16 protein-coding genes are annotated in these 15,386 nt (G+C 40.2%); 4 read left to right on the top strand and 12 right to left on the bottom strand.

The annotated features are described in order from the left end of the window. Window positions 1-1,518, top strand: coding sequence for an FMN-binding glutamate synthase family protein (locus LVD16_RS00300; protein WP_233771590.1), 1,518 nt, complete (start codon window positions 1-3; stop codon window positions 1,516-1,518). Here LVD16_RS00300 and LVD16_RS00305 read toward each other — a convergent pair. Then, window positions 1,515-1,811, bottom strand: a complete 297-nt coding sequence (locus tag LVD16_RS00305; protein WP_233771591.1) for a hypothetical protein — start codon at window positions 1,809-1,811, stop codon at window positions 1,515-1,517. The two genes, LVD16_RS00300 and LVD16_RS00305, sit on opposite strands and share 4 nt — an antisense overlap. 179 nt (window positions 1,812-1,990) lie before the next feature. Here LVD16_RS00305 and LVD16_RS00310 point away from each other — a divergent pair, with 179 nt between their 5' ends. Then, window positions 1,991-2,929 carry a hydrogen peroxide-inducible genes activator gene (locus LVD16_RS00310; RefSeq protein WP_233771592.1) on the top strand — a complete coding sequence of 313 codons (939 nt, stop codon included), beginning with the start codon at window positions 1,991-1,993 and terminating at the stop codon, window positions 2,927-2,929. Here LVD16_RS00310 and LVD16_RS00315 read toward each other — a convergent pair whose 3' ends face one another. From LVD16_RS00315 to LVD16_RS00335, 5 genes are all read right to left on the bottom strand, one after another. Further along, a complete protein-coding gene (locus LVD16_RS00315; protein WP_233771593.1) occupies window positions 2,930-3,343 on the bottom strand; it encodes a nuclear transport factor 2 family protein in 414 nt (137 codons plus the stop codon). It lies immediately after the preceding gene. A 59-nt stretch (window positions 3,344-3,402) separates the two neighbouring features. Next, a complete protein-coding gene (locus LVD16_RS00320) occupies window positions 3,403-5,214 on the bottom strand; it encodes a glycoside hydrolase family 2 protein (protein ID WP_233771594.1) in 1,812 nt (603 codons plus the stop codon). Window positions 5,215-5,280: 66 nt separating this feature from the next. Beyond that, a complete protein-coding gene (locus LVD16_RS00325) occupies window positions 5,281-5,763 on the bottom strand; it encodes a hypothetical protein (RefSeq protein ID WP_233771595.1) in 483 nt (160 codons plus the stop codon). Between the two features lie 61 nt (window positions 5,764-5,824). Further along, window positions 5,825-6,457, bottom strand: coding sequence for an NAD(P)-dependent oxidoreductase (locus LVD16_RS00330; protein WP_233771596.1), 633 nt, complete (start codon window positions 6,455-6,457; stop codon window positions 5,825-5,827). Window positions 6,458-6,532: 75 nt separating this feature from the next. Next, window positions 6,533-7,324, bottom strand: a complete 792-nt coding sequence (locus LVD16_RS00335; protein WP_233771597.1) for a helix-turn-helix domain-containing protein — start codon at window positions 7,322-7,324, stop codon at window positions 6,533-6,535. Window positions 7,325-7,458: 134 nt separating this feature from the next. Between LVD16_RS00335 and LVD16_RS00340 the strand changes: the two genes are divergently transcribed. Continuing rightward, the gene (locus tag LVD16_RS00340; protein WP_233771598.1) at window positions 7,459-8,637 is read left to right on the top strand and encodes a TlpA family protein disulfide reductase; all 1,179 of its coding nucleotides are present in this window, start codon (window positions 7,459-7,461) and stop codon (window positions 8,635-8,637) included. A 141-nt stretch (window positions 8,638-8,778) separates the two neighbouring features. Further along, window positions 8,779-11,157 (top strand): ABC transporter permease, encoded by a 2,379-nt coding sequence (locus LVD16_RS00345; protein WP_233771599.1) that lies wholly within the window; start codon window positions 8,779-8,781, stop codon window positions 11,155-11,157. A gap of 165 nt (window positions 11,158-11,322) precedes the next feature. Here LVD16_RS00345 and LVD16_RS00350 read toward each other — a convergent pair whose 3' ends face one another. The 6 genes from LVD16_RS00350 to LVD16_RS00375 form a co-directional block, all read right to left on the bottom strand. Further along, window positions 11,323-11,715, bottom strand: a complete 393-nt coding sequence (locus tag LVD16_RS00350) for a hypothetical protein (protein WP_233771600.1) — start codon at window positions 11,713-11,715, stop codon at window positions 11,323-11,325. Between the two features lie 329 nt (window positions 11,716-12,044). Beyond that, entirely contained in the window at window positions 12,045-12,200 is a 156-nt protein-coding gene (locus LVD16_RS00355; RefSeq protein ID WP_233771601.1) for a hypothetical protein, read from the bottom strand. 463 nt (window positions 12,201-12,663) lie between these two features. Continuing rightward, window positions 12,664-12,942 carry a PASTA domain-containing protein gene (locus LVD16_RS00360; protein ID WP_233771602.1) on the bottom strand — a complete coding sequence of 93 codons (279 nt, stop codon included), beginning with the start codon at window positions 12,940-12,942 and terminating at the stop codon, window positions 12,664-12,666. A 52-nt stretch (window positions 12,943-12,994) separates the two neighbouring features. Then, on the bottom strand, window positions 12,995-13,249 hold the full coding sequence (locus tag LVD16_RS00365; protein ID WP_233771603.1) for a Txe/YoeB family addiction module toxin: 255 nt from the start codon (window positions 13,247-13,249) through the stop codon (window positions 12,995-12,997). Next, window positions 13,249-13,503 (bottom strand): type II toxin-antitoxin system Phd/YefM family antitoxin, encoded by a 255-nt coding sequence (locus tag LVD16_RS00370; protein WP_233771604.1) that lies wholly within the window; start codon window positions 13,501-13,503, stop codon window positions 13,249-13,251. The genes LVD16_RS00365 and LVD16_RS00370 overlap by 1 nt, the downstream gene beginning before the upstream one ends. Window positions 13,504-13,692: 189 nt before the next feature. After that, window positions 13,693-15,012: an IS110 family RNA-guided transposase gene (locus LVD16_RS00375; RefSeq protein WP_233770635.1), complete on the bottom strand. Its 1,320-nt coding sequence runs from the start codon at window positions 15,010-15,012 to the stop codon at window positions 13,693-13,695. Window positions 15,013-15,386 lie beyond the last annotated feature (374 nt).

The raw sequence follows: 15,386 nt of genomic DNA on the forward strand, positions 1-15,386 counted from the left end.
ATGAGAAATGTGTTTGTTGTTGGAAATCTGATTATTCTGGCCATAGTGATTGGCCTCTACTTTATATGGTCTCCTGTAATCTGGACGCTGGCAATTTTGGCTCCGTTTACCCTGCTGGGGCTATATGATATATTCCAAAAGAAACACTCGATTCTTCGAAACTTCCCTGTTTTAGGTCATTTCAGGTTTTTGTTTGAGATGATAGCACCAGAGCTGCACCAGTATTTTGTAGAAGGTGATACCGATGGCAAACCTATAGACAGAAATCATAGAGCTTACATATACCAAAGGGCAAAGCTGCAAACAGAAACTCATCCATTTGGTACTGAGCTGGATGTAACCTTGCCCAACTATGAATATATGCACCACAGCATATATCCGGCAAAGAAACAGGAAGAGCTTCCTAGAATAACCGTGGGCGGACCAGACTGCAAACATCCTTATTCGGCCAGCATATTCAACATTTCAGCCATGAGCTATGGCGCTCTAAGTAAAAATGCTGTAATGGCTCTTAACATTGGCGCTCGCGAAGGCAATTTCTTTCATGATACTGGCGAGGGTAGCATCTCACCTTACCATCTGCATGGGGGTGATCTGGTATACGAAATAGGAACTGGCTATTTTGGCTGCCGATCTGATGATGGTAATTTTTCACCTGAAAAATATAAAGCGCAAGCCGCTAAGAAAGAGGTGAAGATGATTGAGATTAAGATCTCACAAGGTGCAAAACCCGGTCATGGTGGAGTACTTCCTGCCGCCAAAAACAATAAAGAAATAGCTGAGATCAGAGGTGTAGAACCTCACACCACCGTTTTATCACCTCCGGGCCACAGTGCTTTTAATAATGCCGAGGGGCTGTGCGCATTCATCAAACAGCTTAGAGATCTATCTGATGGCAAACCGGTAGGGTTTAAACTAGCCATTGGTAATAGAGATGAGTTTGTAGAGATCTGCGAAGCCATGCTTAAAACAGGCATAAAACCAGATTTTATCACAGTTGATGGTGCTGAAGGCGGAACTGGAGCAGCTCCTATTGACTTCTCTAACTATGTAGGCATGCCATGGGAAGAGGCGCTTGTATTTGTAGTAGACACGCTCAATGGCTTTGATTTAAAGAAAGACATCAAAGTATTGACAGCCACTAAAATCTTCACCGCTTTTGATATATACAAAGCCATTAGTATAGGTGCTGATATTTGTAACTCAGCAAGAGGCATGATGCTGGCCCTGGGCTGCATTCAGGCTTTAAAGTGCGACACTAATGAATGTCCCACAGGTGTAACTACTAACAAACCTCACCTTATGAAGGGGTTAGTAGTATCAGAAAAGTGGAAAAGAGTTAAGAACTATCACCATGAGACGTTGAAAGACTTCATGGAACTATTAGCGGCCTCAGGCAATACGTCTACCGAGCAACTCAACCGGTCGCATGTATATAAAAGAAGCTTTAATAATAACTTACTAAGCTTTGAAGAAATATACCCTTCTCAAGCAGCAGGTAGCTTCCTGAAAAACTAAACTTGACCAAAAGTACGATTTCTTCGCAGCGTGATTTTTACAGAAGAACGGTCGGTCTCCTGTTTAATTTCGCTCTGCATGAAATTGATAAACTTATGCAGCAGCTTATGGCAGTTGTAAAATTTATCATCGTATTTGATGGCGTCATACTTGGCCAGCTGAGCATTGAAAGACATCTCCTCTTTATGTGAAGCCTCTATGTATCGGTTCACATTGAAAGTCAGTTCATTACCATCAGCAGATATTTCAACCATAAATTTAAGTGAGGGCTTTTGAATGATAAGTTTATCCATAGTAGTGCGTTTTATTCATGGGGTATTCACTCAGGAATGGTGCTTAATCTTAACTGCAATCGATTTCTGTCATCCAGCAAAAAATAGTGGATTTCTCCACCATGCACCTCTTATTTAAGTTCGTGAATTTATTTTTATAATCAAAATTGATTCTTATTATAGCTGTATAAACTCCGCTTATGACCTTAACCCAATTGGAATACCTGGTAACGCTGAATAAGACCAAAAGCTTCTCTAAAGCAGCTAAACAATGTCATGTTACCCAGCCTAACCTCAGCATGCAAATACACAAGCTGGAGCAGGAACTGGGTGTACTGCTACTGGACAGGTCTAAGAATGAAGTGATACCCACCAAAACTGGGAAGGTGCTCATTGAGAAGGCTCAAAATATACTTAGAGAGGCCAACGGCTTTATGGATTATCTAAAGTCAGAGAAAAATGATTTGACAGGTACTTATAGAATAGGCATAATACCTACTCTGGCTCCTTATCTGGTACCGCTTTTTCTGCCAGAGTTCATGGAGAAATATCCTAAAACCAGGCTGATCATAGAAGAGATAAAAACTGATGACATCATAGAACTATTACATCAGGATAAGCTTGACCTGGGCGTGGCTGTTACACCCCTTAAAGAAAAGAAAATCAAGGAGATACCCATTTTCATGGAACCTATTTACGCATACATCTCCAAAGGCCATGCACTATCAAACCATAAGACGATCAATGAAGAAGATTTGCGAGAGCACCAGGTGTGGCTTTTGAATCATGGTCATTGTTTTAGAAATCAGGCCCTCAACCTCTGCAAACAAATCTCTACTCAGCTTGATGATTACGAATTTGTTTATGAAAGCGGCTCTCTGGAAACCCTGAAGAATCTGGTTTCCATGAACCACGGCATTACTTTGCTGCCCGCATTAGCTGCCTATACTAATGTGGAAAGCCTGGAGATGGTGAAGAAATTTGCTGCACCAGAGCCTGTGAGAGAAGTGAGCCTGATTGTGCATCAAAACTGCATTAAAGACCATCTGATCAAGGCTTTATATGAAACCATCATTGATAAGATCCCAAATGAGTACCAGGTGAAGTATAAAAACAACCGGGTCATTCACTGGCGCTAATCATTGATCATAATAACTGGCATCTTTCACAATCTCACCATTCTTGAGCGTAAATACTGTGCAAATAGGTAAATACCATTTGTTGCCATCCTCACCTTTGGCGGAAGCCACGAATTCTACTACCACCTGATCTCCCGAAACAATGAAAGTTTTCACTTCATCCTGCACATCAGGAAATTGCTGGTGAAGCTCAGAATAGTAATCAAATATAGCTTTACGGGTCATCCAAACAGGCTCTGTGCCTCTTAGCGGATCAAGCATCAAGGCAGAATCTGCATAGCATTCGGCCATGGCAGTTATATTATGATTATTAAAGGCCTCATACAGCTTTTTCACAATTTGACTGTTCTGAGCAGTTGACTCGCAGGCCATGATAAGGAAAATAAAAAGGAAGTAGAAACATGTCTTTTTCATAGTAATGGATTTGTGTTTTACTATAGACAGCTGCTACTTACTTTTGAGGACAATTGATGTCAATTATTTTTAAACTCGGCTTCTTTATCATTATAAAAACCCTGAAGTACATAAAAAGCCTTTTTCTTCTTTCCGGTGTTGGAGATTAAACCCTTGCGGTTCCAGAAGTTCTGATAAACCGGATGCGGCCTTCGTGGTGACTTGAAATCCACCAGGATCCAAGGCGTCATGCCTCTTAAAGTCTCCACTTTCGAAAGCATCTTCACCTGATTCACATATAATTCTTCCTGATACTCTTCTGACCACCTTACCTTGTCTTCACTATGAAACCCTGGTGTAGCACCTGCCCCAAGCTCTGATATAAACACCGGCTTATCCGTTGAAAAGTTAAACTTCAGCCCTGGCAGATCTTCGGGTTTACCCCAATACCAGCCTGCATACTCGTTAAAGCTTACCAGATCAATCTTTTCCTGCAAAGGATCATCACAAGTAACTACTCCATCTTTTTGATGTACTTCAAGGGCAGCAGCCACAATTCTTGTATCATCTAAAGACCTTACCTTATCCACCAAGCTTCCCATAAATTTAAGTCTGGGCTCACTAACTGGAGTTTCATTACCTACTGACCAAATCACTACTGACGCACGGTTTTTATCCCTTACAATCATGTCTGTGAGCTGCGCCTGAGCATTATCAAAAGTAGGCTGATTTTCCCAGGAGATGGTCCAGTAAACAGGCACTTCACCCCAGATCATCAGCCCCATTTCATCTGCAATACGGAGCGCCTTTTCGCTATGCGGATAATGCGCCAGGCGAATAAAGTTGCAGTTCATCTCCTTGGCCCACTGAAAAAGCATTCTTATATCTCCCTCACCTCTAATTCTTCCTGGGATCAGTGGATTTTCTTCATGCATAGAAATACCTCGAAAGAATACCGATTTACCATTCAAGAGAATGTTATGACCTGACGTAACAATGGTTCTAAAGCCGATTTTATCTTTCACATTATCTGCTCCAGCACTGAGCTCTACATCATACAATTTAGGATTTTCAGGACTCCAATAGCTGATCTTTTTCACTGGTAATGAGATGTTTACCAATCCATTAGTATCAGCCGAAAACGACTGACTTACCTTTAATTCAGGGATGCTTACTGTAACCTTATTAGCACCACCGGCCAATTGTACAAAGCCTTTGATTTCTTTATTATTCTCTCTGTTCAGTTGAATTTTATAATCCTGAATGTAGCTTTTTGGTGTATTCAATAACAGCACATCTCTGGTGATACCTCCATAGTTCCACCAGTCAGTGTTCACGGTGGGCACTTCATCCTGATGGCGGCTGTTGTCGACTTTAAGCACTACGGAATTCGCTCCGTTTTTCAGCAGATCGGTAACGTCAAACTGAAAGGGTGTGAAGCCGCCTTTGTGCATACCCAGCTTTTTCCCATTCAGATAAACATGTGCCTCATAGTTAGCCGCTCCGAAGTAAAGCCAGTATTTTTTATCCTTCTCCAGCTTTACATTGAAATCTCTTTGATACCACACCGTGCCTTCATAAAATTCCAGCGTAGGATCTTGCGAATTCCAGTCACCAGGAACATCGAGGGTGGGTGAATGGTCAAAATCATATTCTATTAATGCCATGGGATCAGTCTGCTCCCGATCGTCATAGTAGCCGCCGGTTTTGTTGCCAATCTGATCGAAAGCCTGCCTTCGGTAGTTGTAATATCCATTTTCATAAGGATCTATAATATAATGCCAGCGACCATTGAGGCTGAGATGCTCTCTGCCCTCGGGGTTTTGTAAAAGCTGAGCATGAGTAGTAAAGGCAGTCAAAATCATGGCCAGAAGTAGTAGTGTAGGTTTCATGAAGCTTAGTTTATATTCTATGTACTTTTTACACGTTAAATATAATAAACAATTATCAAGACCGCCTTATAAATATGCCTCCACCTCCTGAACCTGGCTTTTATAGTCTATCTGCAAATCTGAATGAAGCTTACCATAAGCCGCTTTAATCTTCTTCACCTGCGATTGGTACATATTTCTGAGCACGCTGCCACCATGGATATTGATTCTATGCTCTTTCATGCCCAAACACAAATGAATGAGAAGCTCCAGCTCCGTCCTTTTCTGACCTGAATAGCGAATGTATTTATTGAGTTGTCTTAATACCTTGCGAATATTTTTCTTGGTGTAATAGTAGGAATGCTTGTTCACCTCCTCCAGCTCATCATCTATAAACTCTTTGATCAAAGAGATATACTCATCCTCATCCTGAGCTTCGAAAATAAGATAGGTGAGCAGTTCTTTGTTATCCTTTTTAAACTTAGCCAGGCGCAGCAGCATTTCCGCCATCTGCTGCGTGTCCATGTGCTTCAATTCCTTTTTTATATCTACTAAACTTGCTGCCTTCATACAATTTCACTCTTTCCAACAAATAACCGGAAATTCTGCAAAGAGTTGGCAATAATTGGGCTTAGTATGACAAACCTGGCGTTTTAAACAGATACCGATCACTGCTAAGCTGCTTCACCATGAAATCGGCTACATCTTTTCTTGAGATTTTTAATTGTGTGCTCTTATCCTGAGGAGAAAATCCATGGCGATATTCTCCGGTTTTGGCTCCGTCAGTGAAAGCTCCGGGGCGCACGATCACCCAGTTCAGTCCACTCGCTCTTACATAATCCTCCTGCAGCTCATGATCTAAGAATACCTGCTTCAAAAACCAGCCAAACATAATCCTCTTCCAGAAGAAATTGAGATTACCATTGCTATCCCCCGCTCCCAAAGTAGTCTGACAAACCAGACGATCAACACCTTCTTCCTTCATCGCCTTGATAATATTCTGCGTGCCAACCGATCTCACGGTGCTTTTTCTGCTCTTTCCTGATCCTAATACAATACACACTGCATCATGCCCATGAACGGCCTTTTTTACATCTGTAAACTGGAATACATCTCCTTCCATAGTGGTGAGGTTAGCATGTTTCAAATAAGAGAGCTTAGAAGCATCTCTGCAAAATGCCGTTACCTGGTGACCTTCGGCAAGTGTTTGCTCTACCAAATGTTTTCCTACGGTTCCTGTAGAACCAAATACGATTACTTTCATAGTTATTTTGATTTAATTGACTAAAGCAAAAGTATTGGGTTCCCTATCTGAAAAATTGAACAAAACCGACAATCGCTAGGCCAGGGAAGTCATCTGTTTTACGTATTGGCCCGGATTGAGGCCTGTGTATTTTTTAAAAGTGCGGATAAAGTGCGATTGATCAGCAAAACCACTATCAAGCCCTATATCATTGAATTTCTCATGATTACCAGCACCGAGCTTATCCAGAGTAGACTGAAATTGAATGATTTTGGCAAATTGCTTTGGCGTAAGCCCCACTTCCTGCATAAAATTTCGTTCCAACGTACGCTCAGTAACATAAACCTGGTCCTGAACATCTTTCATCATTACCTGACCTTCAGCCTCCATGATCAGCTGAATAGCCTTTTGGACAGTATCATTGGTCGGCACCTGATGAACATCGATAAGCAACTCAATAAGATCAGACATGATTTCAATTTGGTTGGAAAAATCCTCCGTTGAATTGAGCTGTTGTAAATATTGATCAGGCTTTAAATGATGAAGTTGTAGTAGGTCATAGCAGTCGTCATTCAGTATTTTCGGATCCACGTTCAAGAGATATTTTGAAGCGAATGGATAGAGCTGCATCACTACAAACCTATACGTGCCATCGGCAGTAATTGTGATAGGATCAAGTGTTTGCCCATAAAGAAATAGCTCTGATAGCTTCTTGTTTCTGGGAAGTAAAATAAGACCATTAGTAGAATTTTGAAACATAATTCCCGGATAACCATCTGCATAGAGCGGCATATTTAACTTGCCAGCTGGGTCTTTGCTCTCCCCTACCATAATGCAATTGACATAATGCCGAAGACTTTTACGAACCGTGAATTGAATGTTTTGCATACCCTTTCACTATTTACGATTTGTAAGCAATTAAGATTTCACAGAAATTAAATGAAATTAATTATGGAATTTTTATAATTAATGCATCATATTGTTGTTTACCAGATAATTAACCGACAACCAACCTCTCCACCATGAAAAAATATGCCTTTCTCATATTCCTATTCATTCATTTTCAAACCTTCTCCCAGACCTTAGAAATTGGTGATCAGCTTCCTGAATTTTCAGTTGAGGTATTGAACCGTGATAAAGAAAGTATTGGTTCGGAGGATTTGAAAGGCAAGGTAGTGCTACTAGATTTTTGGGCCACCTGGTGTAGTCCGTGCGTAGCTGGCATGCCTCATTTACAAGAGTTGCAGGATGAATTCAAAGATAAACTAGTAGTGATCACCGTGAGTGATGAAGCAAAAGACAAGCTGGAAAAGTTTATAGCCAAAAAACCATATAACTTTACTTATGCTCGTGACCTACAGACACTAAGGTCATTCTTCCCGTTTAACTCCATCCCTCACAGCGTACTCATTGCGCCCAACGGCACAGTCAGCGCTCTTACAGAACCTCAGAACATCACCAAGAAAGTGATCGAAACCTTGATCAAAAGAGGCACTATTGACCTGCCTGTGAAAAAAGATATGTCATTCGAGCTCGCTAAAGACTATTTTCAACTCGATACTACAGTAAAAAGCTCATTCATTATACAGCCATATAATCCGGACATTCCCAGCTTTTCATTCAGTGCCACAAAAGGCCCATTTAAGGGTAGAAGAATTACTATGCTGAATGCACCGATAAGCCGCATGTATAAGTTCGTCTATGATGTGGGTTCACCAAGGGTCGTTCAAGAGGGAGCTGAAGAATATTTCATTTTTGAGAACGCTCAATACCGATATAACATGGATATAGTAGTAGAAAATCCTGATTCTCTGTACGCAGAGTTAAAAGACAAATTAAATGAAGTGTTGCCGATAAAATCGAAAACCGCTAAGAAAACCATGAAGGTAGCGGTCATAAAAAGAATTCCCAACCAGCCGTTTCCACTTAAAAAGACAGACCATATAGGCAATACCAATTCGGATGGATCATCATACCAAAGCACGGGAAATACTCTGGAGCATTTTGGTAAAGATTTAGAAAGCAGAAGTGTTTTTGGTAAACCAGTAGTAAATGACACTGATCTGAACGGCTTTTATGAGTTTGACTTCACCTACATGGCCGATGATTTAAATAGCCTGAAAGAAGAGCTCAATAAGATAGGACTGGACTATGCTTATGAGGAAAGAGAGATTGATGTACTGGTACTATATGAGGAATAGTCTTGTTTCATTCTGACACAAATAATTGTATCATTGTGAGACAATAGAGCAGAGCTTACAACATAAAACACTCATTATCAATAACATAACTTATTGGTATAGCTATTGGCAAGTGAATATCATTACTTATTTACATGAAGAATGCTATTTAACTTACTGAAGATCTCATATCGACAAATATTTAAAAACAGGTTTTATTCTTTGATCAATATCCTGGGGCTGGCCTTTGGGTTAACCTGTGTAGTGCTCATTTCCCTTTGGGTCTGGGATGAGCTCAGACACGACCAGTTCCATTCCAATAACAACAACATATACCAGCTCTATGCAGAACTGCGAAGTGATGGAGAAGCTAACATAGTGCCTTACTCCCCTTCTGCGTTGGCTACTCCCCTACAGGATCGTCTGCCTGAGATCAAAGACATCAGCAGATCATTTCCTGCCAATGCTGTATTTAACAATGGCCAGGCTAAGTTTGAAGAACAAGGACTTTATACTGATCCTGCATTCACCAATATTTTCACCTTCCCTCTGTTAGCAGGTAAAAACCAGCTTGACCAACCAAACACAGTAATGGTCACTGAAACTTTGGCTAAGAAATACTTTCCTCATGAAAGTGCCATTGGTAAAACTATCGCCATCACTCAAGGCAAAAACAGCACTACCGATTATGTGGTGACAGGTGTCCTGCAGGATATTCCCAAACAGTCGTCTATACAATTTAGCTTTTTGATGTCATACAGTGATTTTGAAGATGCTTTCAGGCCATGGTGGCAGCCGGCCAATTCGCGTGGTGCGTATACCAACTTCAATGTCACCACCTATGTCTCTCTGAATGAACAAGCTAACATTTCAAAGCTAAACGAAAAGCTAGGCACCTTCATCAGTGAGTTTACCGATCAGAATATTAAAGATGGGCTATTCGCATATCCTTTCAATCGCACGTATTTATATGGAGATTTCTCAGAAGGTAGACATGCCAGCGGCCGTATTAAATATGTGAAGCTGATGAGCATCATAGCTTTGGTAGTGCTGCTGATTGCCAGCATCAACTTTATAAACCTATCTACCGCCACAGCGGGCAGAAGAGCTAAGGAAGTAGGCCTAAGAAAAACTGTTGGTGCCCACAGACATCAACTGATATTTCAGTTTATGCTGGAAAGCATTTTTATCACGCTGATCTCCACGGCATTAGCGCTTACATTCGCTCACCTGATATTACCATTCTTCAATTTACTTACGGAAAAGCATATTGAAATACCTTTTACCTCGATGGCTTTCGTGCTCACCTGCCTGGGTGTAAGCATTTTCACCGGAATTTTGGCAGGGGTCTATCCGGCATTCTATCTCTCAGGCTTTGCACCGTCAAAGACTTTAAAGAACGCCATGTCTCCCGCGGCCGGGCTGAACTTCCTACGTAAAGGCCTGGTGATCTTTCAATTCACGCTTTCTATAGTGTTTATCGTGTACACCATTGTGGTGTACAATCAAATCTCTTTCATACAGCAAAAAGACCTGGGCATAAAAAAGGATAATATAGTGCATCACAGCCTGCACAGCATATCAGATCAGCCCGATGCATATAGAAATGACCTGTTACAACTACCTGATGTCAAGTCAGTTTCATTTACGGAGCATCATCCGTTGAGCGTTTCTAATGGCAACCGCTTTGTTAACTGGGATGGGAAACCAGAAGATGCTGTGATCTACTTTAATGTGATGCAGGTGGATAGAAATCTATTGGAAACTTTTGAATTGAAATTAATGGATGGGAAAAATTTCCCAGAGCATTATCAGAAAGAGGGCGAGCAATATTTCATCATCAATCAATCTGCTGCCCGCGCTATAAACAAGCCCGACATTATTGGAACTGAGATAGTAGTTTGGGGAAAGAAAGGAAAAGTGGTTGGTGTGGTGGCTGATTTCAATCACCAGTCGATTACCAAAGCTATAGAACCCGTGATTTTGCTTTATAATCCGAAAGAAATTTGGCGAGCATTTATCAACATATCCGGAGAGCATAAGCAAGAAACTTTAAAACAAATAGAAGCCGTTTATGCCAAATACGAAAGCGAGTATGCCTTTGACTATTCTTTTGTAGAAGATGACTACCAGGCCACCTACAGCGAAGTGAACACCACCGGCAGGCTCAACTACATTTTTGCAACCGCTGCCATTCTAATCGCCTGCATAGGTTTATTTGGCCTCTCCTCCTACCTCACAGAACAGCGCACAAAAGAAACAGGCATTAGAAAAGTACTGGGAGCCAGCGAATTAAGCCTAATAAAACTCTTCTCCAGTGATTTCATCAAGCTGGTTTGTGTGGCCTTCGTTATAGCCATTCCCATAGCCTGGTACTACAGCACCCACTGGCTCTCAGACTTCGCCTACCACATCGACCTGGGCATAGCACCATTTGCCATTGCCGGAGTATCCGCCATTACCATCGCCTTGATTACCGTGAGCTATATCACTTTGAAAGTGGCTTTGAAGAATCCGGTGCAGTCATTGAAGTATGAGTGATTTATGAAAGCTAAAAGACTTTAATACTGCTGTTTGGAGTGTTCCGCAAGGATCACTTCAAACTTTTAGTGAATATGAAGTCTGTGACTTCATCGCTGATCTTTATCAAATAAGAACTGAATCCATACTTATTATGCCAAATCACAAACCTTATTTAATAGCCGTTTATTTTTTAGAGGCCCGACGTATTTGCTTCAAAAATCTTATCAATGGAGTATCTAACCGTGAGTTTAACCTATCATAGACTTCTTGATTATAAAATGTTAAGCTCAAGATTTCAGTTTCAGCAACTACCACTGAAACAAGGGTGTTTGAGTGATTTTTCTCATAAACATTTAGATTATAATCCTTCACTAAGCGAATATCCATTTTATCATCACGATATCCGCTGTAGAATAGAACCAATCTAACAAAAGAAGACTCAGGGTGAGCTTCGTGCAATTCAGATATAAGACCGACATATACCTTCCCATTCTTTAAGGTTATCATCACAATTCTGTCATAAAAAAAACTTTCCAGAAAATCCTTTTGTAACGAGTTTCCAGTTTTTTCTATCACTTCCGCTAAATACCAGTTTTTATTATTTCGCTTAAAATAGTTAAAGGCGAATGTAAAAAGGGTTGACAGTACAATTGAAATGATTGAAGGTGGTAAATACTTTATATTAAGATCAAGCTTATTTAGAATGAAGTTTATTTCAAAGGGCCATTGCAACAAAATTAATACCCAAATAACATAACTAATGGTAAAGAATATTAGCCCTACAATTATAGAATCAAAAACGAGTCTTTGTCGCTCGGTTCTTTTATAAAAGTACTTAAACCAAATACATTTGGTTAATAAAATATATCCACCTAGAAGAGGGAGTAATAAAATACTCCAAGACATTATCTATTGAGTGACTCTACAGGTTTAAGGCTGGCAACTATATTTTTGAAACTATCTGAATTGATAATATCCTTATCTTCTTTCGTGAAAGTACCTGACTTAGTAATCTTATACTTTCCTTGGTTCACTATTTCTTTCGTGTAAGCAGCAGCCATAAATTCAATTATTGATATACATGAATTAACGTAAATTAATAAAAAAAGATCGTACTATAGTACCGTATCCTATACTTTTTTTACATCAATACCCCCTAAATTTGGCTTCGCCCTTCGTAAGACTCCAAATAGCAAAGAGAAAGTCATATTGAAACGGCAGTGAGATATCTATAAATTAGAAGGTGGGCGACAGGTTAGTACTACTCACTACATAGATCTCCCCTAACGTCCAGATGACTTTAAAACGAGTCAATTTGAGTATGCATAAAACAAATCTTGCTGCCCAGTCGTGCGGCAAAAGAACATTGAAAAGCAGTCTTATCTCAAGTCCTTAGTGGCAGTTGTGGTCTATGAAATACTCCAGCTCTCGGAAGACCTTGCAGCAAGAAAGACTTTTTTGTTACTTTTTTGGTCGACTGCAAAAAAGTAAAGAACTGTGGCAAAGGAATGGCGAAAACGAATGTTAATTAGGGCTTAGAGTCACAAATAGAGTATCACTCCATTCATGCTCCTTACCGGGCTTTTGTGCCACAACCAAAAAATCATCCCTGTATTCTGAGTTATTAACAATCAATACTCCTCCTCGCTTAATTATTAGTTCATTTGCCTCTGAAAATGTTAATCCTTCTAAATCAGGCACATACATAACGCAGTGAGTGGAAGCATATTCTTGCTTAATTAATAAAAGAGGTACTAGTAAGATAACGCCTACAACCAAAACAATTAACCATTTATTCTTCATAGATACCCCAAATACAATTATTAGTACGATAATTTTTCTTAATCATATCTACTCAATAATGCCTTCTACACTGTAAAATATAAAGACTTTCATTTTCCACCTTATAAACTAATCGATGTTCATGGTTTATTCGCCGTGACCACCAACCGGAAAGATTGCCCCTTAAAGGCTCAGGTTTTCCGATGCCTTCAAAAGGTGTCCGTTGGCATTGCCTGATGAGCTCATTAATTTTCCTTAAGATTTTCTTATCGGTTTGCTGCCAGTAGATATAATCCTCCCAAGCGGGAGACAGAAAAATAATTTCCATTAATCTTCAATAAGGTCTTTTTTCAAGCCTTTTCCATGCTCATATTCTTCTATGCCTTTAGCCAACCGATCGGCATTTTTTGGGCTACTTAGAAGATAAAGTGTCTCCTGAATACTTTCATAATCAGATTTCGACATGACCACCACATCTTCACCATTAGCTCGAGATACGTATAGTGGATCGTGAGATACGAAGACTTTATCTAAAAAGCTCTTTAGGTTTTGCCTGAAGTTAGAATAATTAGTTACTTCCATATTCTAAAATAACTGATTCGTTCGTATTGTACAACATTATGTACAATAAAGTTTATGCAATATTGGCGAAATGAGTTTTTTCAGAATGTCATATTGAAAGGCAGGAGATATCTATGAATTTGAAGGTCGGCGACAAATCAGTACTACTCACTAAATAGATCTCTCCTAAGGTACCAATGACGTAATAAACTAAATAGGTATTTGTTCAAGCTCATAACCTAATTCTTTAGCTGTTTTTATTAGCCACTTTTCTCTATGAAGCTGCATTTTTTCTTCATATGCTTTGATCCCTTTTTCTGTGTAGTCAAGACCTTTTACCATAAGCCGCCAGTAGAGTACTGCCAGTTTTCGTGCTGTGGCTTTAGTCGCTATTCCAGGACCTCTTTTGCTTTTTAATCTGCGCCCAAAAGCACCTAGTGCTATCTTTTTGCTTTCAATTAAACTTTGGGCAAGTTGCCTAAATATTTGTCCAGCCTTCGGCCTGTACTTTCTGTTTCTGGTTTTGTTTTTCTTGCCGGACTGGTGTTGACCTGGAGATAACCCTAGCCATGAAGTGAAATGTTTCTCGCTTGGCCAATTATAAAGTTCCAGACCTATTTCCGAATACAATTGTAGCCAGGTATAATCGGTAATGCCCGGCAAACACGTAGCATCTTTGCCTGAAAAAATTTTGAGTAGGTGTCCTCCTAAGTGGTCAATATCAGGCTTATTATGCCTAACTGGTTTTCGGTCTTTAACAGACTCTATTTCATTTTTGCTTTGCATATCTGAATCGTAATTATTGACCCGTTTCATAACTTCCTCTAGTTTATGGTCACATGCCTGTATTTGTTGCTTATAAAATTTATAACCGCTGAATGCCTGTTCCAAAGCAAACAACCCAGCCTCGGTATAATAGCCTGAAAGCGCCTTGAGGACTTGAGATGCCTTTTTTTCTCTAATACTGCTATGGCACAGGGATAAGAGCTTTTGGGCATCACGTTCTCCTGACAGGATAGCTTCTATGATTGCCAGACCACTGGCTCCATGTACCTGACTGAGCACCTCTTTGAGTCGAATATTCATCTCAATTAGTGACTTTTGCATATGATTTACATGCATAGAGGCTGTTCTCAGATGATCTTCTCTCAAGCGCTGGTAAGCACGAACTTCCTTTACTTGAGCATCGGGAACAAAACAGCGATTCAACAAACCATGACTATGGAGTTGCTGAATCCATTGACAGTCCTTTACATCAGTCTTTCGACCTGGTACTTGTCTAGTCTGGCGCCCATCTACTAACCAGACATCTAAACCTGCTGATTCAAGGATCTCATAAAGGATGATCCAGTAAACACCTGTAGCTTCCATAGCCACTGTCTCGATCCCCTCTGATAATAAATAGGAAGATGCCTCTCGAAAACTTTCAGTGAAGGTCTCAAAAACTCGAACATCCTTGTTTTCTAAGGACACAAAAATGTGCTTGGCACCTATATCTATGCCTGCAGCATTTGCTCTCATCTTTTTCATGACTAAAATATTTAAAAGATAAACAAAGACCTGTAGGATGAAATATTGTACACGACAGACTACCAATCGGACATTCCTAAACAAGGAAGTACCATACTTTGTGACTCCTTTCTATCCAACCATGCTCGAGGACAGGCAAATTGCACTATACGAGGTACGGCTATATTGTACAGGCCACTTCTATCTTAACGTCATTTCGTTTTGTGCGGTTGGGTACCAAATGTTCGGTCTCGAGATGACTGTGGCACGAGTCAATTTCAGCATACATAAAACAAGACTTGCTGCCCAGTCGTGCGGTGAAATAATATTGAAAAACAAGCTCATCTCAAGTCCTTAGTGGTAGTGACTGTCTATAAAATGATCCAGTTCTCGGA

It is taken from the genome of Fulvivirga ligni (assembly GCF_021389935.1).
Taxonomy (GTDB): domain Bacteria; phylum Bacteroidota; class Bacteroidia; order Cytophagales; family Cyclobacteriaceae; genus Fulvivirga; species Fulvivirga ligni.